Here is a 26386-nt window from a genome sequence, read left to right as displayed (position 1 = left end):
CTCTGCCGCGTGCGGGGGAGGGCTTGGCGAAGCGATGCCCTCTCACGCCGCCTTTGCGTTCTTCGCGAGGAACGTCCCGATGCGATCCATCGCCTTCAGGATGTTCTCGGTCGAATTGGCATAGGAGAGGCGGATATAGCCCTCGCCATGGATACCAAAATCCGGCCCGCCGATGGTTGCGACGCCTGACTCTTCCAGAAGTGCCGAGGCGAGTGGCTTCGCCTTCCATCCGGTCCTGCTGATATTCGGGAAGGCGTAGAAGGCGCCTTTCGGCGTGGCGCAGGAGACGCCGGGGAGCTTGTTGGCTTCTTCCACCACGACGCGGCGGCGGCGGTCGAATTCCGCCACCATGACTGAGACGGCGTCCTGTGGCCCGGTGAGCGCGGCAAGGCCTGCCCACTGCGCCGGCGCATTGACGCAGGACCAGCAATTGACGGCGAGCTTCCGCACCTTGTCGACGAGTGCTTCCGGCCACACGGCATAACCCATGCGCCAACCGGTCATCGCGTAGGTCTTCGACCAGCCGTCGAGCAGGATCACGCGGTCGCGGATCTCGGGATAGGAGAGCAGCGAGGTGTGCGGCAGGCCGTCATAGACCATCTGGCCGTAGATCTCGTCGGAGAGAATGGCGATGTCGGGCCGGTCGACGAGGCCCGCGACCAGCTTGTCGATCTCGGCCTTCGGCGTGACGCCCCCCGTGGGATTGGCGGGCGAATTCAGGATGATCAGCCGCGTCGCCGGCGTGATCAGCCCCAGTGTCTCTTCCGCGGAGAAGGCGAAGCCGTTCTCCTCGCGGATCGGAACCGGCACCGGGCGCGCGCCGGTGAACTCGATCATCGAGCGGTAGATCGGGAAGCCCGGATCCGGATAAAGGATATCGGCACCCGGCTCGCCGAACATCAGGATCGCCGCGAACATCGTCACCTTGCCGCCGGGCACGACCACGACATTGTCGGGCGAGACAGGCGCGCCGGTCCGTTTCGTGACGTCGGCGGCCACGGCCTCGCGCAGCGGCAGGATGCCGGTCGCGGGCGTATAGCCGTGCTCTCCGTCGCGCAGCGCCTTGACCGCTGCCTCGACGATGTGATCCGGCGTGCGGAAGTCCGGCTGGCCGATGCCGAGATTGATGATGTCGCGGCCGGCCCTGGCAAGAGCCGTGGCTCTGGCAAGCACGGCAAAGGCGTTTTCCTCGCCGATCCGGTCGAATTGGGCGACGGTCCTGAACATCCTTGGCGTTCCTCAGCTTCGGTGCGGCATTGCGGCAGGGGCGCCGCGGCATACTCGCTTGTTGATTTCGTATGATGTTTCAGCGCATCCTCCGGCCAAAATCAAACCGATTGAACCGGGAGATTCCCATGACCTCTACCACATCCAAAAAACTCCGGTCTCAGGCCTGGTTCGACAATCCAGACAATCCCGGCATGACGGCGCTCTATCTTGAGCGCTATCTCAACTACGGCCTGACGCGGCACGAGCTGCAGTCGGGCAAGCCGATCATCGGCATCGCGCAGACCGGCTCGGACCTTTCGCCCTGCAACCGTCATCATCTCGATCTCGCCAAGCGCGTTCGCGACGGAATCACGGCGGCCGGCGGCCTCGCGATGGAGTTTCCCGTCCATCCGATCCAGGAAACCGGCAAGCGGCCGACCGCGGCGCTTGACCGCAACCTCGCCTATCTCGGCCTCGTCGAAGTTCTCTACGGCTATCCGCTCGATGGCGTCGTGCTCACGACGGGCTGCGACAAGACGACGCCGGCCTGCATCATGGCTGCCGCGACCGTCAATATCCCGGCGATCGTCCTTTCGGGCGGGCCGATGCTGAACGGCTGGTGGAAGGGCGAGCGCGCCGGCTCCGGCACGATCGTCTGGAAAAGCCGCGAGCGGCTTGCCGCCGGCGAGATCGACTATGACGAATTCATCGAGATCGTCGCCTCCTCGGCGCCGTCGGTTGGCCATTGCAACACCATGGGCACCGCCTCGACCATGAACGCGCTGGCCGAGGCGCTCGGCATGACGCTGCCGGGCTGCGCGGCCATTCCGGCGCCCTATCGCGAGCGCGGCCAGATCGCCTATGAGACCGGCAAGCGCGCGGTCGAGATGGTCTGGGAAGACCTGAAGCCTTCCGACATCATCACCCGCGAGGCGATCGAGAACGCCATCGTCGTCAATTCGGCGATCGGCGGCTCGACCAACGCCCAGATCCATATCAATGCGATCGCCAAGCATGCCGGCGTCCCGATCAAGATGGATGACTGGCAGGAGGTCGGGTACGAGATCCCGCTGCTGGTCAACCTGCAGCCCGCCGGCAAATATCTCGGCGAGGAGTTCCATCGCGCCGGCGGCGTTCCCGCCGTCGTCAACGAGCTCGTCAAGAAGGGCAAGATCCGCAACGCGATGACGGCGAACGGCAAGACGCTTGCCGATAATTGCCGCGGCCGCGAGAGCGAGGATCTCGACGTCATCCTCCCCTATGACGCGCCTCTCGTGAAGGATGCCGGCTTCATCGTGCTGCGCGGCAATCTTTTCGACAGCGCGATCATGAAGACCAGCGTGATCTCGGGCGAGTTCCGCCAGCGCTATCTCTCCAACCCTGATGACCCGAATGCCTTCGAAGGCCGCGCGGTCGTGTTCGACGGGCCGGAGGATTATCACCACCGGATCGACGATCCCTCGCTGGAGATCGACGAATTCACACTGCTCTTCATGCGCGGCACCGGGCCGATCGGTTATCCGGGCGGGGCCGAGGTCGTGAACATGCAGCCGCCGGCGGCGCTCATCAAGCGCGGCATCCATGCGCTGCCCTGCATCGGCGATGGCCGCCAGTCGGGAACGTCGGGTTCGCCCTCGATCCTCAACGCCTCGCCCGAGGCGGCGGCCAATGGCGGCCTCGCGCTGCTCAAGACCGGCGACCGGGTGCGGATCGACCTCGCCAAGGGGACGGCCGATATCCTGATCTCGTCGGAGGAATATGCCGAGCGCAAGGCCGAGCTCTCGAAGCATGGCGGGTATCACTTCGCCGGCAACCAGACGCCCTGGCAGGAGATCCAGCGCGTTCTGGTCGACCAGTTCGACGAGGGCATGGTGCTGAAGCCGGCCGTGAAGTACCAGCATGTGGCGCAGGAAATGGGGATTCCGCGCGACAATCACTGAGCGACCCTCCATGCCGCATTTGCGCATTGCCCCGGAAGGGATCGGTCTCCATCTCTGGCTCGTGCCGGAACGGAAGCCGGCCCAGCCGATTGAGATCGACGATCTCGACATCTCGGACGATCTGGCGGATCGTATCGAAGCGTGGGGCGATGCCTTTGACGCGGTGATCGATGATTCCCTGCCTCCGGCGACGGGTTTTCCCTCGCCGGAGGCGGAAATCGTCTGGCGGGCCGAAGGCCAGCTGATCGCGGCGGCGTTGAAGGACGAACTCGGCGCGGATTGGGAGATCGAAACACGCTTCTGAGACGGCCACGTCCTGCCGATCGAAGCGCCGAGGGAGAGCCGTGATCGACAAGGCCTGGCATGAAGCCAACCCTATGCCGCCCCAGGCGACGCTTGACCAGCGTATCGCATGGCATCTCGACCACGCCGCGCATTGCGGCTGTCGCGATATTCCCGAAAGCATCAAGCAGGAGCTGAAGCGCCGCGGTGTTCCGGTGCCGAAGCGCCGGGAGACCATGGCGAGTGCACCAGTCGGCAGCGTGCCGCTCGGCGATCTCGTCGATCCTGTGCCGGCTGTGCCGCCGCGCCCCGTGACGATCGAGGGAAGCGTCGTCGATCTCGTTCCTTTCGATGCCGAGGCGCATGCGCCTGCGCTGTTCGAGGCGGTCGCCGGTCGCGATGACCTCTGGGCCTATCTGGCATCAGGTCCGTTTCCCGATCTCGACAGCTTCACCGCGCATTATGCGGCGGCGGCGGAGAAATCCGATCCGCTCTTGTTCGCGATCATCGATCGGGCGAGCGGGGCGGCCGTCGGACACGCGACCTATCTGCGGATCGCGCCGACCGACAGGGTCGTCGAAGTCGGCAACATTCTCTATTCGCCGCTGCTGCAGCAGACGCGCGGCGCGACCGAGGCGATGTACCTGATGGCGCGGCACGCCTTCGAGGATCTCGGCTATCGGCGCTATGAGTGGAAGTGCAACGCTCTCAACGCGCCGTCGCGGCGCGCGGCGCTCCGTCTCGGCTTCACCTACGAGGGCACGTTCCGTCAGCACATGATCGTCAAGGGTCGCAACCGGGATACCGCCTGGTTCTCGATGCTCAATCATGAATGGCCGCGCGCGAAGGCCGCGTTCGAGGCATGGCTCGATCCGGAAAATTTCGGCGAGGACGGCATCCAGCGCTCCAGCCTCGCAGCGCTGCGCGAGGGAACGGGGAGTGCCTGATCGGGTCGTCCTCCGGCGAGCCGAACCCAGCGATCGGGACGCGCTCGTCGCCATGCAGATGGCAGCCTATGAGCCAAATCGGGCGATCATCGGCGGCGTACCGACACCGCTCGGCTGGGACTACGACGCGGTCCTGGAGCAGTGGGAAGTCTGGCTCGCAGAGGACGATAACGGCCTTTGCGGCGCGCTGATCCTCGAGCCTAGGCCTGATGAATTGTACATTGAGAGCATCGCGGTCGCGCCGCGCGCCAAGGGGCGCGGCATCGGCAACCAGCTGATCGCCCATGCCGAAAGCCGGGCGCTCCGATCATCGCGCGACCAGATCTCTTTGACGGTCAATGCGCTGATGACATTCAATATCGACTGGTATGGCCGCAAGGGCTTTGCTGTATCGAGCATCGAGGTGATCGGGCAGCGCCGCCGCGTCCATATGGCGAAGGCACTGTGCGGGGAAACCCCGCCACCGCTCTGACAAACAACCACCAACATCGCTCTGGGAGGAGCATCATGACACGCCGTCTCGAAGGCAAGCGCGCCTTTCTCACCGCCGCCGGCGCCGGTATCGGCCGCGCCACCGCCATTGCCTTCGCTGCCGAGGGCGCGACCGTGATCGCGACCGATCTGAACGGCACCCTGCTGGCGGATCTGCCCGAGCAGGGCATCACCGAGATCCATCCGCTCGATGTGCGCAGCACCAAGGCCGTCGAGGCGCTCGCAGCCGATGTCGGCCCGGTCGACATTCTCTTCAATTGTGCCGGCTTCGTCCATCACGGGTCGGCGCTGACGACGTCAGACGAGGATTGGGACTTCTCGTTCGACGTCAATGTGAAGTCGATGCACCGAACGATCCGTGCCTTCCTGCCGGGCATGCTCGATTCCGGCGCGGGCTCGATCATCAATATCGCCTCGGGGGCCAGCTCGATCCGCGGACTTGCCAACCGCTATGCCTATGGCGCCTCGAAGGCAGCGGTGATCGGTCTCACCAAGGCGGTGGCGGCCGACCATATCCGCCAGGGCGTCCGCGTGAACGCCATCGCGCCGGGCACGATCCAGTCGCCGTCGCTCGATGGCCGCATCGCCGATCAGGCGGCAAAGACCGGCAAGAGCGTCGAGGAAATCCGCCAGCAATTCGTCGATCGGCAGCCGATGGGCCGGCTTGGCACGGCGGACGAGATCGCGTGGCTCGCCGTCTACCTCGCCTCCGACGAGGCGAGCTACACGACCGGCCAGTGCTTCTCAGCCGATGGCGGCTTCGCCCTATAAGTGAAGAACGCCCAGACGGCGGTGACCGTCCGGGCCTTCAGACCTGTCGTCGTCCGGGCTATTTGCCTTCGATGAAGGCGAGGCTCGCCGCGGCCATGGTGTCGACCGTCTCCGGGCCGGTGACGGCATCGAAGCCATGGTCGGTTGGCAGGATCATGATCTTCTCCGGGCCGTCGTGATAGGTGAGGAAGATCTCGCCAGCAGCCGGCTGCGGCGTGACGATGATGTCCTTGGTGCCGACGATGACGAAGAGCGGGCCCTTGTAGCGGGTAATCGCCGCGACCGGGTCAACCGTCGTCAATGACTTGAAGAAGTTGGTCTTCAGCTTGGTCTTGATGCCCCAGGGCAGCGTCATCTCGACGACGCGCGCCGGATCGGGATCCGCGATGGCGGCCTCGACCGCTTCCGGGCCGATGAAATGCGCGAAATTATAGGTCGGATCGGCGGCAGCTGCCCAAAGCGTCGCGCTGGCGACGGGACGTTCGGCCGCGACATGGGCGGCCACCAGACCGCCGAGGCTCCAGCCGAGCACATGGATCCGGGTGGGATCGACGAGTTCAGACGTCTTCAGCCAGTCGAAGGCGGCGATGCCGTCGGCGATTTCGCTCGTCGCGGTCATATCCTCCCATTTGCCGGAGCTCTCGCCCGAGCCGGTGAAATCGATGCGCAGGCTGGCAATGCCGCGTTCGGCAAGGATGCGCGCGGTGCGCGAGAAGATGCCCTCATTGGTGCCCTTGATCGCAAGCTCGTCGCGCGAACCGGTGAACCCGTGCAAAAGCAGGACAACCGGCGGCTTCACGGCGCCCTTCGGCATTTCGAGCGTGCCAACGATAGTCTCGCCGCCGCGCGTGATCTTGACCGTGCTCTCCTCGGTGGCGCCGGCCGGCCGCGCCATTTCGGTAGCGCCGGCGGACTTCATTGCGTCCGTATCGTCGGCGAAGCCCGGCGCGGCAGCGCTGATCAGGAGGAGGGCAGGCAGGATCAGCCGTTTCAGCATGTCGTGCATTCCTTGAGGACAGGCAGGAAGAAGTGCGGGCGCATCATGCCGGATGCCCCCTGAAATCAAAAGGCCGGCGCGAGCGCCGGCCTTTTGATTGATCAGTGCGCCGGCAGCGCGCCGGGCGGCGGCTCGGCCGCGGGCGGAGGCATGGGCGTTCCGTCGGCGAGCTTTGTCTCGGGATGGGCGACGGCCTCGGGCGCGGCGGCATCGTCGTCGGTATGGCGGCGATGGGCGCTGGAGAGATAGGTGTAGAACATCGGCACCACGAACAGCGTGAAGATCGTGCCGACCGACATGCCCGAGGCAATGACGATGCCCATCGCGAACCGGGCCTTGGCGCCGGCGCCGACCGACAGGATCAGCGGGATGACACCGAACACCATGGCCGCGGTGGTCATCAGGATCGGACGAAGGCGGACCCGGGCCGATTCGACGATCGCGTCATGCTTGTTGAGGCCACGCTCCTCGCGCAGCTGGTTGGCGAACTCCACCATCAGGATGCCGTGCTTGGTGATAAGGCCGACCAGCGTGATCAGCCCGACCTGACTGTAGATGTTGAGCGTTCCACCCGAGAGCGCCGGCACGAAATTGCCGAGCCGCGAACAGACATTCAGCACGGCAACAGCACCGAACAGCGACAACGGCACCGACATCATGATGATGAGCGGATCGCGGAAGCTCTCGAACTGCGCTGCCAGCACGAGATAGATGACGACGATGGCGAGGCCGAACACGATCAGCAGCGTGTTGCCGGTCTCGATTTCCGTTCGCGACTGGCCGGCATATTCGATGAAGAAGCCCTGCGGCATCACCTCGCGGGCGATGTCCTGCAATGCGGCAAGGCCTGTGCCCGAGGTGACGCCGGGTACGGGCAAAGCCGAGAGCGTCGCGGAGTTGAGCTGGTTGAACTGCTCGATCGCCGGTGCCGAACCCTGGGTGGAAATCGTCACCACCGCCGACAGCGGCACCATCTTGCCCGATTGCGAGCGGACGAAGAACGTGCCGAGGCTCTCGGGATTGTTGCGGTACTGCTGCGGCACCTGCGTGATGATGTCGTAGGCGCGGGCCTCGCGGTCGAATTTCGAGATGCCGTTCTCGCCGACCAGCAAGGTCAGCGTGTTACCGATATCGGCGATCGAGACGCCGAGGGCGGCGGCGCGGGCGCGATCGATGGTGACATTGACCTTCGGCGTATCGAAGGAGAGCGAGTTCTGTACCACGATGAACTTGCCCGAGGCCTGGGCGCGGTTCTTGATCTCTTCGGCGACCTCATAGACGCGATCGGCCGCGGCGGTCGACTGCACCACCATCTGGATCGGCAGGCCGCCGCCGGTGCCTGGAAGCGAGGGCACGCCGAAGACGAAGGCCTGCACACCGGCCACCTTGTCGAGCCGGCCCTGCACTTCCTGCTGCACTTGGGCCTGCGAACGCGTCCGCTGGTCCCAGGGCTTCAGTACCATGCCGGAAAAAGCCGAGTTGGCGGCGCCGCTGCCGGCGATCGAGAACAGCGCCTGCCGCTCAGGGATATCCTTGGTGCGCTGCGCGATCTGGTCGACATAATGTTGCGTGTAATCGACGGTCGCATATTGCGGTGCGTTGATCAGCGCAAACATCGCACCCTGGTCCTCTTCGGGCGCAAGCTCGGATTTGGTATTCACGAAGAGGAAACCGACCGTGCCGATCACGACGACGACGATCAGGAGCGTGATCGGGCGGACCCGCAGCGAGCCCTCGAGCCGGCGGCCATACCAGCCGCTGAACCTGGAGAAAATCCGGTCGATGAAATGCTGCAGGCGGCTGCCGCCGGGCTTCAGCAGATAGGCCGCCATCATTGGTGAAATGGTCAGCGCGATGAAGCCTGAAAGAACCACCGCACCGGCCAAGGTCAGCGAGAATTCGCGGAATAGCGCGCCGGTGACGCCCTGTGTGAAGGCGATTGGCGCGTAGACCGCGGCGAGTGTCACCGTCATCGAGATGACGGCGCCCGTGATCTCCTGCATGCCGACGATTGCTGCCTTCATCGGCGGCAGTCCCTCGTCGATATGGCGGTGGATGTTTTCCACCACAACGATGGCGTCATCGACGACGAGGCCGATCGCCAGCACCATCGCCAGCAGCGTGAGCGTGTTCAGCGAATAGCCGAGCGCCCACAACATGAAGCAGACGCCGATCAGCGACAGCGGGATCGTGACGATCGGGATGACCACCGAGCGGAACGAGCCGAGGAACAGCAGGATCACGACGACGACGATGAGCGCCGCCTCGACGATCGTGTGCAGCACCTCCTCGATCGAGGCACTGATCGCCTCGGTGGAGTCGTAGACGAGCTCGATATGCATCCCGGCTGGCAGCGAGGACTGGATCAGCGGCAGCTCGGCGCGAACGCCAGCCGAAACGTCGAGCGGGTTGGCTGACGGCGTCTGGAAGATGCCGAGGAAGACGCCGTCCTCGCCGTTGAAGCGAACGCGCGTATCGTTGGAGGCGGCGGCGAGTTCGATCCGCGCGACATCGCGCAGGCGGACCACCTCGTCGCCATTGGTGCGGATCGGCAGGGCACCGAATGTCTCGGGATCCTGCAGCGTCGTCTTCGCCTCGATCGAATAGGCGTAGTACTCGTTCTTGGTCTTGCCGGGTGCCGACAGGAAGTTCGACGAGGTGATCGCGCTGAGCACGTCGGTCGCCGTCACCTGGCGTGAGGCGAGCTCCATCGGATCGAGCCAGACGCGCATCGCGAATTCCTGCGCGCCGAGCACGTCGGCGTTGGCGACGCCGTTGACGGTGGCAAAGCGTGGCTGGATCACGCGGATCAGGTAATCCGTCAGCTGCTGCGCATTCATCGTATCGCTGCGCGCGGCAAGATACATGAGCGCGAAGGAGAAGCCGGTGCCCTTCTGGATCACAGGGTCCTTCGCTTCGGTCGGAAGGTCGCCGCGTACCTGCTGCACCTTGGCGATGACCTCGGTCAGTGCCTTGTCAGGGTCGGTGTTGAGACGCATGTGGACCGAGACGGTCGAAAGGCCGAGCGCGCTCGATGATGTCACATAATCGACGCCCTCGGCGGCCGAGACCGACTTGGTGATCGTCGAGGTGATAAAGCCCTGGATGACGTCCGAGCTGGCGCCCGGATAGGCGGTCGTGACCGTGATCACGGTCTCGTCCACCTTGGGATATTGCCGGACGGACATCGACAGGATGCCCTGGGCGCCGAGCAGCAGGATCATCAGGCTGACGACCGTCGACAGGACCGGGCGGCGGATGAAGAGTTCGGAGAAACCCATTGTCAGAGCGCTCCCGCCGGCTTCACGGCGCCCTGCGGCGGCTCGCCATCCTTGTCGATCGCGACGGGACTGCCGGGCGAGAGCTTGTTCTGGCCAGACGTCGCGATCATCTCTCCAGCCTCGAGGCCCTTGAGCACCTCGATCGAATCGCCCGAGCGGCGACCGGTGGTGACGAAGACCTGCTTGGCGACGAGATCGGGGCCGGCGGCTGCCGGCGGCGCGGCGGCGGCCTTATCGTCGGTGGCGGCCGCAGGCGTGGCCGCGGCGGCTTGCGGCTTGTCGAGGACGTAGACGTAGGTGCCGTAAAGGCTGATCGTCACGGCGGTCTGGGGCACGGCGATGACATTGTCCTCGACCGGAAGGTCGACGCGGACATGGATGAACATGCCGGGGCGCAATGCGCCATCGGAATTGCTGACCAAAGCCTGAAGCGTCACAAGGCGTGATGCCTGGTCGATCTTGGGATCGATGCCGGTGATCTGGCCGGTATAGTTGAGGTTGTCCTCGGTGAGGCCGAACTTCGCCGTCTGGCCGATCTTCAACGAGCTGAGCTGCTGCTCGGGAACGGTGAAGTTGACCTTCATCGTGTCGAGGTCCTGCAGCGTGGCGATGACCGTGCCGGGCTGGACATATTGGCCAACGTCAATCTTCGGAATGCCGATCGTGCCGGCAAACGGCGCCTTGATCGCCTTCTGGTCGACCGTTGCCTCGATCTGCTGCAGCGCGCCCTTGGCCTTGTCGAGTGCGTTCTGGGCGTCCTGCTGCGAGGCGATCGTGCCGACCTTGCGGTCAAGCAGGGCCTGCGAGCGGGTCAGGGCGTCCTGCGACACGGAAACCGATGTCTTGGCGCTGGCAAGACCGGCGCGATCGACGGCGTCATCGATCTGAACCAGGAGCTGGCCCTTCTGGACCTTGTCGTTCGCCTTGAACAGGATCTGCTCGACGATGCCGCCGGCCTGGACCGCGACGTCGACGCCCTGCGAGGCGGCGACGGTGCCGACGGCGCTGATGCCGGGCTTCCATGTCGACGGCTTTACCTCGATGGCCGAAACCGTCACGACCGGGCGTTTCATGTTGGCGAAGAACTGCGCCGTCGCCTTGTCGAAGAAGACGTTCATGAAAATCAGCAGGCCGCAGATTGCGCCCACGATCAGCAGGAACACCGTGGCGATGATGGCACGCAGCATGAGGCTATCCAGCGTTTCGGATTGCCGCCCAATCGGCAACCGCTTCTGCATCGATCAATGACGGAGCGCTTCTCAGCAGCATCCTTGATCGCACAGCACAAAAGAGTGTACCGTCTGGACGGTCAAGTCAATATGCTGCGCTGCGGCAGCGAATCTGGTGCCGCCGCGTTGCAACCTGGCAACGCTTGCCCGAACCTAGGAGACAGAGTGGACGCGGAGAAATCGCCCAAGGCCCAGCGCGCCAATACGCGCGACCGCATCATGGAAGCGGCGACCGCCGTTGCCCATGCTGTGGGCCCCGCCCATCTGTCCCTCGATGCCGTCGCCGAAAAGGCGGGCGTTTCCAAAGGCGGTCTACTTTATCACTTCCCGACCAAGGCGTCGCTGATCAAAGCAGTCATCGAGCGTCACCTCGAAACGGTCGCGCGGTCGGCTGGCATCGAGGCCGGCGCGCCGCCGCCGGATGGCAGCCTGACCGCCGTGGCACTCATGCGCGCCTTCTGCGCGACGCCGGCGGCCAAGCCGGGGGGCGCCCAGGGCTTTCTCGCTGCGCTCGCCGAGACGCCGGAATTGCTGGAGCCGATCCGCGATCACAATCAGCGCATCGTCGATTGTCTCAGGCAGGCGCGCGAGCCGGAAATCGCGTTGATGACTTTTCTGGTGGTCGAGGGGCTGCGCTGCCTGCAGATATTCGACGCCAATCCGATCAGCGAGCAGGAGACGGATCGCATCTTCGCGACGCTCTCCGATATCCTGGCCGCGACGCCGGGCCGCGACGGCCTCGCACCGTCCGAGCCGCCCCGAACCTAGGCTGCGATCACCTTCAGGCGGGTGCCGTCATGGCCGATAACCCGCACCAGCGTGCCGACCGGCAGGTCCGGCCCTTCTACGCCCCAGCTTGAATCGTCGACGCGGATGCGACCCTGCCCTTCGCGGATGGCCTCGTTCAGTACGAATGTCCGGCCGATCAGGCGTGAAGCACGGTCGTTGAGGCGGAGATCGTCCTCGGCATCGGCGCGGCGAAGCGCCATCCGGCGGGCGATCAGCACGAAAATGACCGCCAGAACGACGAAGATCACCGCCGCCAGCTGCCAGGGAATCATGATGGCGAGCGACAGCAGCCCGACCGCGATAGCGGCGAGGCCGAACCACATCAGGAACGCGCCGGGCGCAAAGAGTTCGAGGGCGAGCAGCACCAGTCCGACGATCACCCAATTCCAGGTGCCGAGCGCGGCGAACCATGCGGCCATCTCAGGTGCCATCGCCGGTGCGCGGAACTGACGGGCTGCGCCGGGGCTGGTTACGTGAGGCGGCGGTCTCGCCGCCAAAGGCCTCGCGGGCGATCTCGGCGATGCCGCCGATCGAGCCGAGCAGCGCGCCGGCCTCGACCGGCATCATCAGCACTTTCTGGTTCGGTGCCGAGGCGAGCGCCTCGATCGCCTTGGTGTAGCCCTGCGCCACGAAATAGTTGATTGCCTGCACGTCGCCGGCGGCGATAGCGCGGCTGACGAGCTCGGTCGCCTTGGCCTCGGCCTCGGCAGCACGCTCGCGCGCCTCGGCGTCCCGGAAGGCGGCTTCGCGGCGGCCCTCGGCCTGCAGGATCTGCGCCTGCTTCTCGCCTTCGGCGCGCAGGATTGCCGACTGGCGGAGGCCCTCAGCCTCGAGGATCTGGGCGCGCTTCTCGCGCTCGGCCTTCATCTGGCGACCCATCGAGGAGATGAGGTCCGCCGGCGGCACGATATCCTTGATCTCGATGCGGGTGATCTTGATGCCCCAGGAGGCGGCCGCGCTGTCGACGACGCGCAGAAGGCGGTCGTTGATCTCGTCGCGATGCGAGAGGAGCTGGTCGAGGTCCATCGATCCCATGACCGTCCGCACATTGGTCATGGTCAGGTTCAGCAGCGCGTTCTCGAGACCCTGCACCTCATAGGCGGCGCGCGCAGCATCGAGCACCTGATAGAAGGTGACGCCATCGACGCTGACGGTCGCGTTGTCCTTGGTGATGATTTCCTGCGTCGGAACGTCCAGCACCTGTTCCATCATGTTCATCTTCGCGCCGATGCGGTCGACGAAGGGAACGATGAGGTTGAGGCCAGGCTTCAACGTGCGCGTATAGCGGCCGAAACGCTCGATCGTATAGTTGAAGCCCTGCGACACGGTCTTGATGCCGGCGGCCAGCACCAGGACGACGAGGACGACCAGCACGAGAATGGTCGCGTTGAAACCCAGAACGTCCATGTCGCGCCTCCACTTTGCCGGGTCGAGCTTTACGATCTTCGCGGCAGGGAGGCAATCGACGCAGAAAAAAGGGAACGGCCGGAGGCCGTTCCCGCGTCACAAGGTAGGGCGTTCCGCTCAGAGGTAGCGGTTGACGACGCCCTCGAGGAATTCCTGGCGACCCGAGCGCGGCTGCGGGTCGGCCATGGAAAGCGCGCGATCGGCAACCTGATCGAGGCTCTTCTCGCCAGCAAGGATGCTCTTGCTCTCGGCGCTGTCCCAGCCGGCATAGCGTGCGGCCAGAGGACCTTCGAGGCCCTTTTCCTCGAGCATGCGGGCCGCTCCGATCAGTGCACGGGCGCAGGCGTCCATCGAGGCGACATGGCCGATCAGCAGATCGTCCGGATCGATCGACTGGCGGCGGATCTTGGCGTCGAAATTCAGACCGCCGGTGGTGAAGCCGCCGCCCTTCAGGAATTCATGGAAGACGGGCACGAGTTCGCCGACATCCATCGCGAACTGATCGGTGTCCCAGCCAAGCAGATTGTCGCCGCGGTTGATATCGAGCGAGCCGAAGATGCCAAGCGCGAAGGCCAGCATCACTTCATGGTGGAACGAGTGCCCGGCAAGGATGGCGTGGTTCTGCTCGATATTGAGCTTCACTTCCTTGGCGAGGCCGTAACGCTCGAGGAAGCCGTACACCGTCGCGACATCATAGTCGTACTGGTGCTTGGTCGGCTCCTTCGGCTTCGGCTCGATCAGGATCGGGCCCTTGAAGCCGATCTTGTGCTTGTGCTCGACCAGCATGTTGAGGAAGCGGCCGAGCTGATCAAGTTCGCGCTTCATGTCGGTGTTGAGCAGCGTCTCGTAGCCCTCGCGGCCACCCCAGCAGACATAGTTGGCGCCGCCGAGCTTGTGTGTCGCCTCGATCGCCGCGCGCACCTGGCCGACCGCATAGGTGAAGACATCGGGATCGGGGTTGGTCGCCGCGCCGGCCATGTAGCGGCGATGCGAGAAGAGATTGGCCGTGCCCCAGAGCAGGCGGACCTTCTCGGTCTCCATCTTCTTCGCGAAGATGTCGGTGATCGCTTTCAGATTGTCGATCGACTCGGCGAGCGTTGCGCCCTCGGGTGCGACGTCGACATCGTGGAAGGCGAAGAAGGGCACGTCGAGCAGGCGGAACATGTCGAAGGCGACGTCCGCCTTCTGCTTCGCCAGCGTCAGCGGGTCGCTGCCATGCATCCAGGGGCGCATGAACGTCTCGCCGCCGAAGGGATCGCCGCCCGGCCAGGTGAACGAGTGCCAATAGGCGACCGAAAAGCGCAGGTGATCCTCAAGGCGCTTGCCGAAGACAACCCGATCCTTGTCGTACCAGCGGAAGGCCAGCGGAGAGGTTGCATCCGGGCCTTCGAACGTGATGGTGTCCTTCTGGGTGAAGAACGGAGCCATGGGCATTTCCTCCTCAGTTAAGCGATGGCACCTCGATAGGAGAGGCGCTCAAAACGAATGGCGGAGCGAGAGCCTCTCAACAATGAGGGGCGTACGTCATGGAGCAAGCGGCTTTGAGGAATGAGATATTTGATTTGATAATCAAATAAATAAAGTCAATCAAAGGCCACTTTGCCGGCGGCTCGACGCCTGCAGGTGGTGGTATACGATCGCGATTTGCGGTACGCAACTCAAAAATGGAAGCGTGGCGGCGGGCTGTCGGGTGACCGCGCGCGGCACGGCAGGAGGAGAAAGAGATGTTCGTCGGGATCGACATAGGGACGTCCAGCGTCAAGACAGTGCTGATGTCAGGCGATGGCGTGGTCCTCGGATCGGAATCGCGCCCCCTGGCCGTTCAGCGCCCCGAGCCTGGTTGGTCCGAGCAGGATCCGGAGAGTTGGTGGACCGCGACGCTCGAGACCATGGACGCCCTTGCGGCGACCTTCCCGGCCGAGATGGCGGCGACGCAGGGCATCGCGCTTTCGGGCCAGATGCATGGTGCGACGCTGCTGGACGAAAACGGCGCCGTGCTGCGGCCCTGCATTCTCTGGAATGACGGGCGCGCGGCGGCGGAATGCGCCGAGCTCGAGGCGGCATGCCCCGATCTGCACGCCATCACCGGCAATCTCGCCATGCCGGGCTTTACGGCGCCGAAGCTCATCTGGGTGCGCAAGCACGAACCGGAGATCTTCTCCCGCACGCGCAGCGTGTTGCTGCCGAAGGCCTATGTGCGTTACCGGATGACCGGCGAGATGGTCGACGAGATGTCCGACGCTTCCGGCACGCTTTGGCTCGATGTCGGCAAGCGCGACTGGTCGGATGCGGTGCTCGCAGCGACCGGCCTCGATCGCAGCTTCATGCCGCGCCTCGTCGAGGGTTCGCAGTCGGGCGGGCCGCTTGATGCGGGCCTCGCCAAGCGCTGGGGCATGGCGACACCGCCGGTCGTGGCCGGCGGTGCCGGCGACAATGCCGCCGCGGCAGTCGGGCTCGGCGCGATCGCGGCCGGCTCAGCGTTCCTTTCGCTCGGCACATCTGGCGTTCTCTGGGTCACGACCGACCGCTTCCTGCCAAACCCGGCCTCGGCCGTGCATGCCTTCTGCCACGCCATCCCCGAAACCTGGCACCAGATGGGCGTCATGCTCTCGGCCGCCTCGGCGCTCTCGTGGTATTCAAACCTCGTCGGCGTCAAGGAAGGCGAATTGCTCGCGGCGCTGGGCGAGACTGTGGCCGCGCCGGCGCCGGTTCTGTTCCTGCCCTATCTCTCGGGCGAGCGGACGCCGCATAACGATGTCGGCGCGCGTGGCGCTTTCATCGGGCTCGCGCATGAGCATGATCGCGCGGTGCTGACGCAGGCGGTGCTCGAAGGCGTTGCCTTTGCGACGCGGAGCTGCCAGGCAGTGCTCGAGGCAGCCGGCAGCCATGTCGCCGAGATCGATCTCGTCGGCGGCGGCTCGCGCTCGGCGCTTTGGGCTTCGATCATGGCGAATGTGCTCGGCATTCCGGTTCACACCGTTGAGGACGGTGAGATCGGCGGCGCGTTCGGCGCGGCGCGGCTGGCGCGGATCGCGGCAACCGGTCTCTCGCCGCGCGAAGTTTGCCCGCCGCCGAAGCGACTCAGGACGTTCACGCCGGATCCGGCTCTCGCGGCAGCCTATGAGGCGCGCTATGCACTCTGGCAGCGCTACTATCCGCTGATGAAGGAAGCAGCGTCCGGCTGATCCGCCTCTGGGTCAGATCCAGCCGGCGAGTTCGCGGCGGACGAGATGTTCGAAGAGGGCGATGCTCTCTTCGCTGTCGTTGAGGCAGGGCAGGGCGGCAAAATGCTCGCCGCCATGCTCATGGAAGATCTCGCCATTCTGCATGGCGATCTCCTCCAGCGTCTCGACGCAATCGGCGGCGAAGCCGGGACTGATCACGGCAAGCCGCTTGACGCCGCTCTTCGCCAGCGCCTCGACCGTGACATCCGTATAAGGCTGCAGCCATTCGGCCCGACCGAAACGTGACTGGAAGGTGAGCTTCAACTTGTCCTTGGCCCAGCCGAGCCGGTCGCGCAGCAGCCGCGCCGTCTTCTGGCAATGGCAGTGATACGGATCGCCCTTGTCGAGATATTCCTTCGGCAGGCCGTGGAACGAGGCCAGCACCAGTTCCGGCTCGAAATCGAGCGCCGCGATCGACTTCTCCATCGAGCGCGCCAAGGCGTCGATATAGACGGGATCGTCGTGATACGGCGGCAGCGTGCGGATCGCCGGCTGCCAGCGCATGGCCTTCAGCACCTCGAAAGCCTTGTCATTGACCGTCGCGGTCGTCGAGGCGGCATATTGCGGATAGAGCGGCGCGATCAGGATGCGCTCGCAGCCGGCTTCCTTCATTGCCGTCAGCCGCTCGGGAATCGAGGGTGTGCCGTAACGCATCGCCCAGTCGACGAGGATGCGCTTATCGTCCGCAAAGCGGGGCGCCAGCTTTTCCGCCTGCGCCCGCGTGATGGTGCGTAGCGGGGATTCGTTGCGCTCCTTGTTCCAGATCGACGCATAGGCGTGGCCTGACTTCTTCGGCCGGAAGCTCAGGATGACCAGGTTGAGGATGGGCCACCAGATGAGCTTCGGCACCTCGATCACGCGGCGGTCCGACAGGAATTCCTTCAGATAGCGGCGCATCGACCAGTAGTCGGTGGCGTCGGGCGTGCCGAGATTGACGAGCAGCACGCCGATGCGGCCCCGCGCTACCGGCGGATGGCCGGGCGGCAGGGCGGAAAGTTCGGTCGGTGCGGCGGTCATGGAGCTCTCGTCTTCCTGATCGATGGGTCGCGGCAGAGAATAGGGTTCCGCAGACGCTTCTCAAACCCCCGAGAGCGCTGTGGCCAATATGCCGCCGCGGTCGTTTGGGCGTGACAGGGCGCGGCGCGATTGACACATTGAACGCCTAAGATGCACCCGCTCATCCCCCGCCCCGTTCAAGAGGAGCATCCGATGCCCGTCATTTCCCGTCTGAATGCCGACAGGCTGCGTGCCCGGCTCTGTCACACGGCCGCTGCGCTGCTCATCGCCGGCCTGTTGCCAGCGGCGGCGCTCGCCGAAACGGTGACGCTGCGCTTTGTGCAGACCAACGACATCGACCGGATGCAGGACGAAAAGGGGCGCGGCGGTTTTGCCCGCGTTGCGGCCGTCGTCGCCGCCGAGCGTGCCAAGGGGCCGACCTTCTTCGTGCATTCAGGCGATACGCTGTCGCCCTCGTTGCTGTCCGGCATCGACAAGGGCGCGCATATCGTCGACATCCTCAATCAGATGGGCGTCGATGCCATGACGCCGGGCAACCACGAATTTGATTTCGGGAAGGCGAATTTCGAGACGCAGATCGCCGCCGCCAAATTCCCGGTCGTGACCTCGAACATGCGCGAGCCTGATGGCAGCCAGCCGCCGAATACGCTCGATACGAAGATCGTCGAGGTCGATGGCATCAAGCTCGGCTTCTACGGCTTGACGACGGAGGATACGCCGGTTGTCTCAAGTCCGGGCGACATGGTGTTTAATTCCTCGATCGAGACAGGTAAGGCGCGCGCTAAAGCGCTGCGCGAGGCCGGTGCAGATCTGGTCATCGCCGTGGTGCACACGCCGCTCTCCGTCGACATGGCGCTGACGCGCGCCCATGCCGCCGATCTCGTGCTTTCGGGCCATGACGAGCACCTCCTCGCCTTCTATGACGGCAAGACGGTGCTGACCGAGTCCGGTTCGCAGGGCGACAGCGTCGTCGTCACCACCGTCAAACTCGACAAGACCGAGAAGGACGGCAAGACGAGCGTCACCTGGACGCCGCATTTCGACATTGTCGACACGGCCGACGTCACGCCCGATCCCAAGATCGCGGCGGTGGTAAAGGGCTATCAGGACAAGCTTGATGAGGCCTTGAAGGTCGATATCGGCACGACGGAGACCCCGCTCGACAGCCGCCGCGCCACCGTGCGCGAGGAGGAGGCTGCGATCGGCAATCTCTTCGCCGATGCGATGCGCGCGGCTGTCGAGGCCGATGTCGCGATCACCAATGGCGGCGGCATCCGCGCCGATCGCGAATATCCCGCCGGCACTGTGCTGACCCGCGCTGATATTTTCGCGGAGCTACCGTTCGGCAACAAGACGGTGAAGCTCGAGGTTTCCGGGGCGACCCTCAAGGACGCGCTGACCAATGGCTTCAGTCAGGCCGATATGGGCGCCGGCCGTTTCCCGCAGATTTCGGGCATGACGGTCGACGTCGATCTCTCCAAGCGGCCGAGCGACCGCGTGCTTTCGGTGATGGTCGACGGCAAGCCGCTTGATCCCGCCGCGACCTATACGCTTGCCACCAACGACTTCATGGCGGGTGGCGGCGACGGCTATGCGATGTTCCGCGATGCCAAGGTGCTGCTGGGGCCGATCGATGCCCAGATCATGGCGAGCCAGGTCATCGATTATGTTGCGGCAAAAAAGACGATCGCGCCAAAGGTCGAGGGTCGCATCGTCGAGAAATAGGTCGAAACCGCCGCATCCGGCCGGTGAGTTGGCCGGATGCGGCGAATCGATCCGTCAGGCGGCGTGGGCGGGACCGGTGCCGGCTCCGGTGGTGGCGATCGCCTTGTCGATCGCCGCAAAGTCGGCATCGTCGAGCGTCAGCTTTGCTGCGCCGATCCAGCCATCGATCTGCTCCGGCGCGCGGGCACCGACGATGGTGGCGGTCAGGCCCGGCCAGGCAAGCGCCCAGGCCAGCGCGACCGAACCGACCGTGGCGCCATGCTTGTCGGCAATCGGCCGCAGCGCCTCGACGAGGGTGAGGTTCTTCTTCAGCGTCTCACCCGTGAACTGACCGTCCTTCTTGCGCCAGTCATTGCTGGGAAGCTTGGCCGCCCGTTCTTCCGAGAAGGTGCCGGTCAGCAGGCCGGCCTGCATCGGGCTATAGACGATCGTGCCGGTGCCATGCGCCTTGCACCAGGGTAGGATCGCAGCGCCGACATCGCGGCGGATCATCGAGAAGGGCGGCTGCAGCGTCTCGACATGGCCGAGCGCCTCGCAGGTTTCGAGCTGCGTCTCGTCATGATTGGACAGGCCGACATGCAGCACCTTTCCCTCCTGCTTGAGGTCGAGCAGCGCCTGCCAGTATTCCTCCATCGGCGCGTCGGGCGCCGGCCAATGCATCTGGTAGAGATCGATGACCTCGACATCGAGGCGCTTCAGCGACAGCTCGACCTCGCGTCGGATGCTGTCCCGCTTGCCCGAGCGGCGGACATTGGTGCGGTCACGATCTGCCGGCGGCCAGACGAGGCCGCATTTGGTGAAGACGTAGGGCCGCTCGGATTTTGGAATGTCCTTCAGCGCTGCCGCGACGACTTCCTCGGAATGGCCGAGGCCATAGATGGCAGCCGTGTCGATCCAGTTCACGCCGGCAGAAACCGCATGGCGAATGGCGGCAATCGAGGCGCTGTCGTCCTGCGGTCCCCAGGCATCGCCGCCGATGGCCCAGGCGCCGAAGCCGACGGGCGTGATGTCGAGGCCAGTCTTGCCGAGCGGGCGGGTGGGAAGCGTCGTCTTGGGCATTAGGAATCTCCGGGAACTGTCGGCGCGCATGATCAGCACGCGCCATTGATCTTTCCAATAGAAATCTGAGCTGATATTCAGCAGGACCAAGGATCAATCCGCAGAAGCCGGCCGCGTTCCGCTACCGACCTCTAGCGCGCCCGGAGTTCAGCGATGGATCTGCGCCAGCTCGAGCATTTCGTCGCCGTCGCTGAGGATCAGCATTTCACGCGGGCCGCGCAACGCCTCAACATCGTGCAGTCGGGGCTCTCCGCCTCGATCCGTGCGCTGGAGGCGCAGCTTGGAACGTCACTTTTTCGCCGCTCGACGCGCCGTGTCGATCTGACGACAGCCGGAACGGTGTTTCTCACCCACGCGAAGCGGGTGTTGGCGACGGCGCGCGAGGCGCGGCAGGCGCTCGCCGATGTCGAGGGGCTGGTGCGCGGCAGTCTGTCGATCGGCCTCGTGCAGTCGCCCGCGCCGTTCATCGACCTGCCGGACCTGCTCGCCCGCTTTCATGCGGCCCATCCCTCGATCGAGATCCATCTCTGCCAGGCCGGATCGGAGCACATGACGGCGAAGCTGCGCGACGGCCGGGTCGATCTCGCCTTCGTGCCGTTTTTCGGCGAGCCTCTCGAAGGCATGGCCGCGCGGATCGTCGCCTGCGAGGAGATGGTGCTGGTCGCGGCCGAGGGTCATCCACTGGCGCGACGCCGCAATCTCCGCATTGCCGATCTCGCCGGCGCGACCTTCGTCGATTTCCAGGCCGACTGGTCGACGCGGCGGCTGGTCGATACGGCGTTCGCAGAGGCGGGCGTCGCGCGACGCATCGCTTTCGAGGTCAACGATCTCGCGACGCTGCTGGACCTCGTTGCGCGCGGGCTCGGCATCGCCCTGATGCCGCAGGCGGTCGCCGAGGCGCGCGCGGCCGAGACAGGCAAGCTGCCGATCGCCATTGCCGAATTGTCCGGCGAGTCGATCTGCTGGGAACTGGCCCTGATGCATGTTGCGAGCGAGCACAAGGACGGGCCTTCCAATGCCGCCGCGCGCGCCTTCCTGGCCCTCGTGCCTCAGCCCGAGGATGAGGACGGGCCGACGGAGGAAGGTCCCGATCCCGTTTCCGAACGTGTGCCTGTTGCAGACATGGCGTAATTTCGCCAACTCTTTCTCAGCGATAGAGATCGCATCGTCTTCGAGCCATCAGAGACCGTCATGACCCAGTCGCCCCAGCTCACGCCGATCGTCGCCGTCACGGCAGACGTCAAGGATGTCGAGAACTATCGCTGGCATGCGGCGGCCGAGACTTATGTGAAGGCAGTGACGGTCGGCCTTGCCGGCATTCCCGTGATCGTTCCCTCGCTCGGCGATGGGCTCGACATCGAGCGGCTGCTGGAGCGGGTCGACGGGGTGCTGGTTACCGGCAGCCGGTCGAATGTTCATCCGCCGCTCTATGGCGCCGCGGCGGACGCCGCGTCAGAGCCCTATGACCATGCGCGCGATGCCACGACGCTGCCGCTCATTCGCGCCGCGATCCGCCATGGCGTGCCGCTGCTCGCCATCTGCCGCGGCTTCCAGGAGCTGAATGTCGCGCTCGGCGGCACGTTGATCTCGGAAGTCCAGGACCTGCCCGGGCGGAATGATCACCGCGCGCCGGTCTCCGACGATCAGGCGGAGCGCTTCGCTATCCGCCAGGATGTCGTGATTACCACGGGCGGCTGCCTCGGCCGCATCGTTGAAGCCGAGGCGTTCAAGGTCAACTCGCTGCATCGGCAGGCGGTGGGCACGCTTGCCGACGGGCTGACCGTCGAGGCGGTGGCGCCTGACGGTACCGTCGAGGCGGTGAGCGTCACAGGTGCGGCGGGCTTTGCCGTCGGCGTGCAATGGCATCCGGAATATTGGGTCGCGACCGATGCGCCGTCCGGGCGGCTCTTCCGCGCCTTCGGTGATGCGATGCGGACGCGCATGCAGGCGCGCGGCGGCTACAAGGTCGCTGCCGAGTAGTTTCAGCCGCTCGCGAGCGCCCCGCCGAGCATCGCGAGCCCGAAGAGCAGGATGCCGCCTGCCGCGGCGAGTTCGAACCCTCGCAACACGCGGTTGGCCAAGACCGAGCGGCCGTTGCCGGTGAACCGTACGGCGATGTCCTTGGCCTTCACGGCGAGGATCGCGAGTGCCGAGACCGTGGCGCCGGTGCCGAGCGACATCGCCAGAACCGAGAGGATGCCGGCCCACCAGAGCTGCTGCGCCAGGGCGAAGACGAGCACGATCACCGCGCCGGAGCAGGGCCTGATCCCAACCGCGAAGATGGCCGCGAGACCACTTCTGAAGGTCAGCGGCATGGTCAGCGTCGCTGGGTCGGGGATATGCGCATGGCCGCAATCGCAGCTGAGATCAACGCTGGTGGTGGCCGATGTCGCGGAAAAGCCGCTGTAGGCGAGTCGCGGCTGACCGAGCGTCGCGGCGCTGAACCGCGCCGGCGCGGCGGTCATGTCCCGCTGGCCGATCCCGCTCCGGTCGAGCCCGAGCCGGCCATGGCCGTGGATCGCGCAGGAGGCGTCATGGACATGCGTGCCTGCCCCAGCCGTCGATCCGCCGCCATGCTCATGCCGGCCGACTGTCTTCGACCACAGCAGCCAGACACCGCAGAGCGCGATCATCGCGAAACTGGCGATCTCCAGAGCGTCGGTGGCGCGGGTCATCGTCACAGCGGTGACCTTGAGCAGGATCGTCCCGATGCCGACGACGACGATCGCCGTCAATCCCTGGACGAAGCCCGACGCGAAGGAGATGGCGATGCCGCGCTTGAGCGTGTCGCCGGTTGCGAGCAGATAGGAGGCGATGACCGCCTTGCCATGGCCAGGTCCGACGGCATGGAAAACGCCATAGGCGAAGGAAAGACCGATCAGGAACCAGGCGGCATGGCTGCTTTGCGACAGTTCCGACAAGGCGCCGGTCAGCGACCGGTAGAAGCTCGACTGCTCGGCGGCGATCCAGACGAAGAAGCCGCGGAACGGACCTGCCCAGCCGAGCGCGCCGCCGCCATCCGGCGTTGCGATACCGAACGGGCTGCTGACGGCGAAGGACGTGCTCGGCGCGAGCAGCAGGGCTGCGAGAAAGGCGGCCGCGCGTTTCATGAGCAACCGATCGTGATCAGCGTCGCAAGGCTCGAAGCGGCGTCGGCGAGCTCCTGCGGCAGGTCGTGCTGGTCGGCAGGGATCGCGGCGAGCTGTGCCATCGTGGCGTCGTCGAGCTCATGCGGCGGACGGACGCTCGCCTTGCATCCGGCCGGAGCGCCGGTGAGGGCAATCTCATGGTTCTTCACGAAGCTGAAGGCCACGAAATATTCCGGGTCAAACACTTCAAGCGTCGCGTGCGCGCCGGGCGCGATCGGTGTCCTGATCGGCAGCGTATAGAAAAGGGTGAGCCGGCCACCGTGAAAATCGAGCCAGTATTCGCTCGGAAAGTCCACGGAGACATGCTTGTTGCCGACCTTCAGATTGGTGAAGTAGCGGTATTCTTTGAGGGAATCGACATTGACCTTGGCGAGGGGCTGCAGTTCGTCGTCGGAGAGCTTGCCGTCGCCATTGGCATCGAGGCCCTGCACCGCAAAGGCGGTAAACGCTTCGTCGAATTGCCAGCTATGCCGGATCGCCGTCATCTTACCAGTGGCGTCGAAGACGATTTCCTCGCGGGCATCGACAAAGACATGCGGATGAGCGCTGGCGGTCGCCATTCCGGCGGAAAGAAGCGCGACAGCGAGCAGAAGGCGGCGTCTGAGCATGAATCGTTCCGGAAACGACGAACGGGGAGACTTCGCCCGACAACTGCGGCCAGATCGTGTCGGACCGGTCAGCAGCCACCCGGGGGCGGGCCTTTGCCGTCAAACCAGCGCACGAGAAAATCGATGAAGGCCCGTACCTTGCCGGAGAGATGGCGGCGGTGCGGATAGACGGCGTGGATCGCAACCGCCGAGGTCTCGAACGGCTCGAGCACGGCAACGAGCCGGCCGCTTTCGATGTCGTCGCGCACGACGAGGTAGGGCACCATCAGGAAGCCGAGACCGGCGAGCGCTGCCTGGCGGCCGACGCTCGGACTGTTGATCTCGACGCGGCCCTTGACGGGGATCGTCACGCGCTCGCCTTCGACCATGAAAGGCCAATGGCCGCGATTGACGTTCCAGTCGATGATGCAGGGGCGGTCCAGCAGGTCGATCGGGTATTCCGGCAGGCCGTATTGCGCAATGACCTCGGGCGAGGCGCAGCAGACGATGCGGAAGGCCGAGAGGCGCCGAGCGATGAGGCTTGAATCGCCGAGCGAGGAGATGCGGATGGCGACGTCGAAGCCCTCGTCGACGAGATCGACGAAGCGGTCCTCGAGATGCAGCTCAAGGCTGATATCCGGCTCCTCCATCACGAAATCCATGATGGCGCGACCGAGTTCGCCGTCGCCGAAGGTGCGCGGGGCGCTGACTTTCAGGCGACCGCGCGCGGCGGCATGGGCATCGCCGACCGAGGTCTGCAGGTCATCGATGCGCTGGAGAATTTCGGTCGCGTCGCGGGCATAGGTCTGGCCGACCTCAGTCAGCGAGAGCGTTCGCGTCGTGCGGTTCAGGAGGCGGGCACCGAGCTCGTCCTCCAGTTCGCGCACATATTTCGAAATCAGGGCCTTCGATCGTCCCATCTTGCGCGCGGCGGCCGAGAAGCCGCCAGCTTCGACGACTTCGACGAAGGTGCGCATCCGCGTCAGCGTGTCCATGGGCTCAGCCTGCCATGATGCGGCGGGCGAGGTCGATCAGCGCCTGGTCGCGACCCGCGGGTGCCACGAGCGAGACGCCAAGCGGGCAGTCGAGATGCTCCGCCAGCGGCAGGCTGATCTGCGGCAGCCCGGCAAGACCAGCGGAACAGAGCATCGACAGTGCGCGGTTGCGATAGGAATCGAGTACCTCGCCCTCGAGCCCGCGGAGCGGCGCGATGCCCGGCGTCGTGGGAATGGCGAGGACGGTGTCGTCGCCGAGCAGCGCGGTCAGCCTTTCGCGGACCTGGCGGCGCCGGGCGCCGGCGCTCGCATATTCGTCGTCCGCGACATGGCTCGCCCATTCGAAACGCTCGCGGACGCCGGGGCCGAATTCCGGGTTGTTGGCCGTGATCCAGGCGCCGTGGGCCTGCCACGCCTCATAGGCCTGGATCGTGCGGAAAATCATGCGCCAGGATGCGAGGCCTTCCTGCGCGACGATCACTGCGCCAGCGGGCTCGAGATGAACGGCGATGCGCGGCGTCGCGGAACGGACAGCGGCCTCCTCGAGATCGCCGAGGAGCAAAGCATGGATGTCGTCGCCGACGATGAAACGCGTCAGCGGCGTGTCGGTCGCGTCGGGACCGAGCAGCACGTCGCCGACCCGGGCAAAGGTTTCGGCATCGCGCGCGAACCAACCGACGGTGTCGAAGGAGTGGGCGAGCGGAAACACGTTGGAGATGTCGATGCGGCCGAAGGTCGGGCGCAGGCCGATGAGGCCGTTATAGGAGGCCGGCGCGCGGATGGAACCGCCGGTGTCGGAACCGAGGGCGATATCGGCGAGGCCGGCGGAGACAGCCGCGGCCGAGCCCGAGGACGAGCCGCCCGGAATGCGGCCGGGAGCGCGGACATTGATCGGGGTGCCGTAATGCGCGTTTTCGCCATTCATCGAATAGGCGAATTCGTCGGTATGCGTCTTGCCGACAAAGGCGGCGCCGGCGTCGAGCAGTGCCTGGACGGCGGGCGCGTTGGCGGTCTTGATCGCGCTTTGCTGGCGAACCAGCGGGTGGCCGGCACCTGTTGGATAGCCGGCAACGTCGTAGAGGTCCTTGACCGCCAACCTCAGCCCCGCGAGAGGCCCCGTCTTGGCCGACGCGACGGAAATCGCATCGTAGTCAACGAAGGCATCGACCGGATCGTTGGCACTTGGCATCAGGATACGCTCGCTCGGCTGGAAGATATCGGCATGGCCGCCGATGGTTCGTTTCATAGCCTTATTTGCGGACCTGTGCCAATTCTCGTGCCGGCTC

General features: G+C 65.2%; 23 protein-coding genes. 10 read left to right on the top strand and 13 right to left on the bottom strand.

All coding sequences use genetic code 11. From position 1 onward, the window contains the following. Window positions 1-42 precede the first annotated feature (42 nt). Window positions 43-1227 (bottom strand): pyridoxal phosphate-dependent aminotransferase, encoded by a 1185-nt coding sequence (locus LB518_RS22500; RefSeq protein ID WP_224580074.1) that lies wholly within the window; start codon window positions 1225-1227, stop codon window positions 43-45. Window positions 1228-1355: 128 nt separating this feature from the next. On the opposite strand from LB518_RS22500, the gene LB518_RS22495 reads away from it, so the two are divergent. Genes LB518_RS22495 through LB518_RS22475 form a run of 5 tightly spaced genes read left to right on the top strand, consistent with a single transcriptional unit; the run spans window position 1356 to window position 5641 of the window. Then, a complete protein-coding gene (locus LB518_RS22495; RefSeq protein ID WP_224580073.1) occupies window positions 1356-3149 on the top strand; it encodes an IlvD/Edd family dehydratase in 1794 nt (597 codons plus the stop codon). A gap of 10 nt (window positions 3150-3159) precedes the next feature. After that, window positions 3160-3453, top strand: coding sequence for an immunity protein CdiI family protein (locus LB518_RS22490; RefSeq protein WP_224580072.1), 294 nt, complete (start codon window positions 3160-3162; stop codon window positions 3451-3453). A gap of 40 nt (window positions 3454-3493) precedes the next feature. Next, window positions 3494-4378 (top strand): GNAT family N-acetyltransferase, encoded by an 885-nt coding sequence (locus LB518_RS22485; RefSeq protein WP_224580071.1) that lies wholly within the window; start codon window positions 3494-3496, stop codon window positions 4376-4378. Then, on the top strand, window positions 4371-4850 hold the full coding sequence (locus LB518_RS22480) for a GNAT family N-acetyltransferase (protein WP_224580070.1): 480 nt from the start codon (window positions 4371-4373) through the stop codon (window positions 4848-4850). Before LB518_RS22485 ends, LB518_RS22480 begins: the two co-directional genes overlap by 8 nt. A gap of 35 nt (window positions 4851-4885) precedes the next feature. Next, the gene (locus LB518_RS22475) at window positions 4886-5641 is read left to right on the top strand and encodes an SDR family oxidoreductase (protein WP_224580069.1); all 756 of its coding nucleotides are present in this window, start codon (window positions 4886-4888) and stop codon (window positions 5639-5641) included. 58 nt (window positions 5642-5699) lie between these two features. On the opposite strand, the gene LB518_RS22470 is transcribed toward LB518_RS22475, so the two are convergent. The 3 genes from LB518_RS22470 to LB518_RS22460 form a co-directional block, all read right to left on the bottom strand. Further along, window positions 5700-6638: an alpha/beta hydrolase family protein gene (locus tag LB518_RS22470; RefSeq protein WP_224580068.1), complete on the bottom strand. Its 939-nt coding sequence runs from the start codon at window positions 6636-6638 to the stop codon at window positions 5700-5702. A 101-nt stretch (window positions 6639-6739) separates the two neighbouring features. Next, on the bottom strand, window positions 6740-9919 hold the full coding sequence (locus LB518_RS22465; RefSeq protein ID WP_224580067.1) for an efflux RND transporter permease subunit: 3180 nt from the start codon (window positions 9917-9919) through the stop codon (window positions 6740-6742). Window positions 9920-9921: 2 nt separating this feature from the next. Then, on the bottom strand, window positions 9922-11106 hold the full coding sequence (locus LB518_RS22460; protein WP_224580066.1) for an efflux RND transporter periplasmic adaptor subunit: 1185 nt from the start codon (window positions 11104-11106) through the stop codon (window positions 9922-9924). Window positions 11107-11163: 57 nt separating this feature from the next. Here LB518_RS22460 and LB518_RS22455 point away from each other — a divergent pair, with 57 nt between their 5' ends. Beyond that, window positions 11164-11916 carry a TetR/AcrR family transcriptional regulator gene (locus tag LB518_RS22455; protein WP_224580065.1) on the top strand — a complete coding sequence of 251 codons (753 nt, stop codon included), beginning with the start codon at window positions 11164-11166 and terminating at the stop codon, window positions 11914-11916. Here LB518_RS22455 and LB518_RS22450 read toward each other — a convergent pair. The 3 genes from LB518_RS22450 to xylA form a co-directional block, all read right to left on the bottom strand. Beyond that, entirely contained in the window at window positions 11913-12356 is a 444-nt protein-coding gene (locus tag LB518_RS22450; protein WP_224580064.1) for an NfeD family protein, read from the bottom strand. The genes LB518_RS22455 and LB518_RS22450 overlap by 4 nt on opposite strands. Before the next feature lies 1 nt (window position 12357). Continuing rightward, window positions 12358-13344 carry an SPFH domain-containing protein gene (locus LB518_RS22445; protein ID WP_224580063.1) on the bottom strand — a complete coding sequence of 329 codons (987 nt, stop codon included), beginning with the start codon at window positions 13342-13344 and terminating at the stop codon, window positions 12358-12360. Window positions 13345-13461: 117 nt separating this feature from the next. Beyond that, window positions 13462-14772, bottom strand: a complete 1311-nt coding sequence (xylA, locus tag LB518_RS22440; protein WP_224580062.1) for a xylose isomerase — start codon at window positions 14770-14772, stop codon at window positions 13462-13464. 296 nt (window positions 14773-15068) lie between these two features. Here xylA and xylB point away from each other — a divergent pair, with 296 nt between their 5' ends. After that, window positions 15069-16529 (top strand): xylulokinase, encoded by a 1461-nt coding sequence (gene xylB, locus LB518_RS22435; RefSeq protein WP_224580061.1) that lies wholly within the window; start codon window positions 15069-15071, stop codon window positions 16527-16529. 12 nt (window positions 16530-16541) lie between these two features. Here xylB and hemH read toward each other — a convergent pair whose 3' ends face one another. Further along, window positions 16542-17585: a ferrochelatase gene (hemH, locus tag LB518_RS22430; protein WP_224580060.1), complete on the bottom strand. Its 1044-nt coding sequence runs from the start codon at window positions 17583-17585 to the stop codon at window positions 16542-16544. Window positions 17586-17777: 192 nt separating this feature from the next. Here hemH and LB518_RS22425 point away from each other — a divergent pair, with 192 nt between their 5' ends. After that, window positions 17778-19310, top strand: a complete 1533-nt coding sequence (locus tag LB518_RS22425) for a bifunctional metallophosphatase/5'-nucleotidase (RefSeq protein WP_224580059.1) — start codon at window positions 17778-17780, stop codon at window positions 19308-19310. Window positions 19311-19364: 54 nt separating this feature from the next. Here the strand turns inward: LB518_RS22425 and LB518_RS22420 are convergent, their stop codons facing one another. Beyond that, window positions 19365-20369, bottom strand: a complete 1005-nt coding sequence (locus LB518_RS22420; RefSeq protein WP_224580058.1) for an aldo/keto reductase — start codon at window positions 20367-20369, stop codon at window positions 19365-19367. A gap of 153 nt (window positions 20370-20522) precedes the next feature. On the opposite strand from LB518_RS22420, the gene LB518_RS22415 reads away from it, so the two are divergent. Beyond that, window positions 20523-21500 (top strand): LysR family transcriptional regulator, encoded by a 978-nt coding sequence (locus LB518_RS22415; RefSeq protein ID WP_224580057.1) that lies wholly within the window; start codon window positions 20523-20525, stop codon window positions 21498-21500. 60 nt (window positions 21501-21560) lie between these two features. Further along, window positions 21561-22349, top strand: a complete 789-nt coding sequence (locus LB518_RS22410) for a gamma-glutamyl-gamma-aminobutyrate hydrolase family protein (RefSeq protein ID WP_224580056.1) — start codon at window positions 21561-21563, stop codon at window positions 22347-22349. 2 nt (window positions 22350-22351) lie between these two features. Here the strand turns inward: LB518_RS22410 and LB518_RS22405 are convergent, their stop codons facing one another. From LB518_RS22405 to LB518_RS22390, 4 genes are all read right to left on the bottom strand, one after another. After that, entirely contained in the window at window positions 22352-23479 is a 1128-nt protein-coding gene (locus LB518_RS22405; RefSeq protein WP_224580055.1) for a nickel/cobalt transporter, read from the bottom strand. After that, complete coding sequence (locus LB518_RS22400) at window positions 23476-24126, bottom strand: DUF1007 family protein (protein WP_224580054.1); 651 nt, start codon at window positions 24124-24126, stop codon at window positions 23476-23478. Before LB518_RS22400 ends, LB518_RS22405 begins: the two co-directional genes overlap by 4 nt. Before the next feature lie 68 nt (window positions 24127-24194). Further along, the gene (locus LB518_RS22395; RefSeq protein ID WP_224580053.1) at window positions 24195-25100 is read right to left on the bottom strand and encodes a LysR family transcriptional regulator; all 906 of its coding nucleotides are present in this window, start codon (window positions 25098-25100) and stop codon (window positions 24195-24197) included. Window positions 25101-25104: 4 nt separating this feature from the next. Continuing rightward, window positions 25105-26346: an amidase gene (locus LB518_RS22390; RefSeq protein WP_224580052.1), complete on the bottom strand. Its 1242-nt coding sequence runs from the start codon at window positions 26344-26346 to the stop codon at window positions 25105-25107. Between the last annotated feature and the right edge of the window lie 40 nt (window positions 26347-26386).

It is taken from the genome of Mesorhizobium sp. BR1-1-16 (assembly GCF_020165495.1).
GTDB lineage: Bacteria > Pseudomonadota > Alphaproteobacteria > Rhizobiales > Kaistiaceae > Kaistia.
Note: the sequence above shows the minus strand (reverse complement) of the source record. Positions and strands in the feature narration are given on the sequence as shown.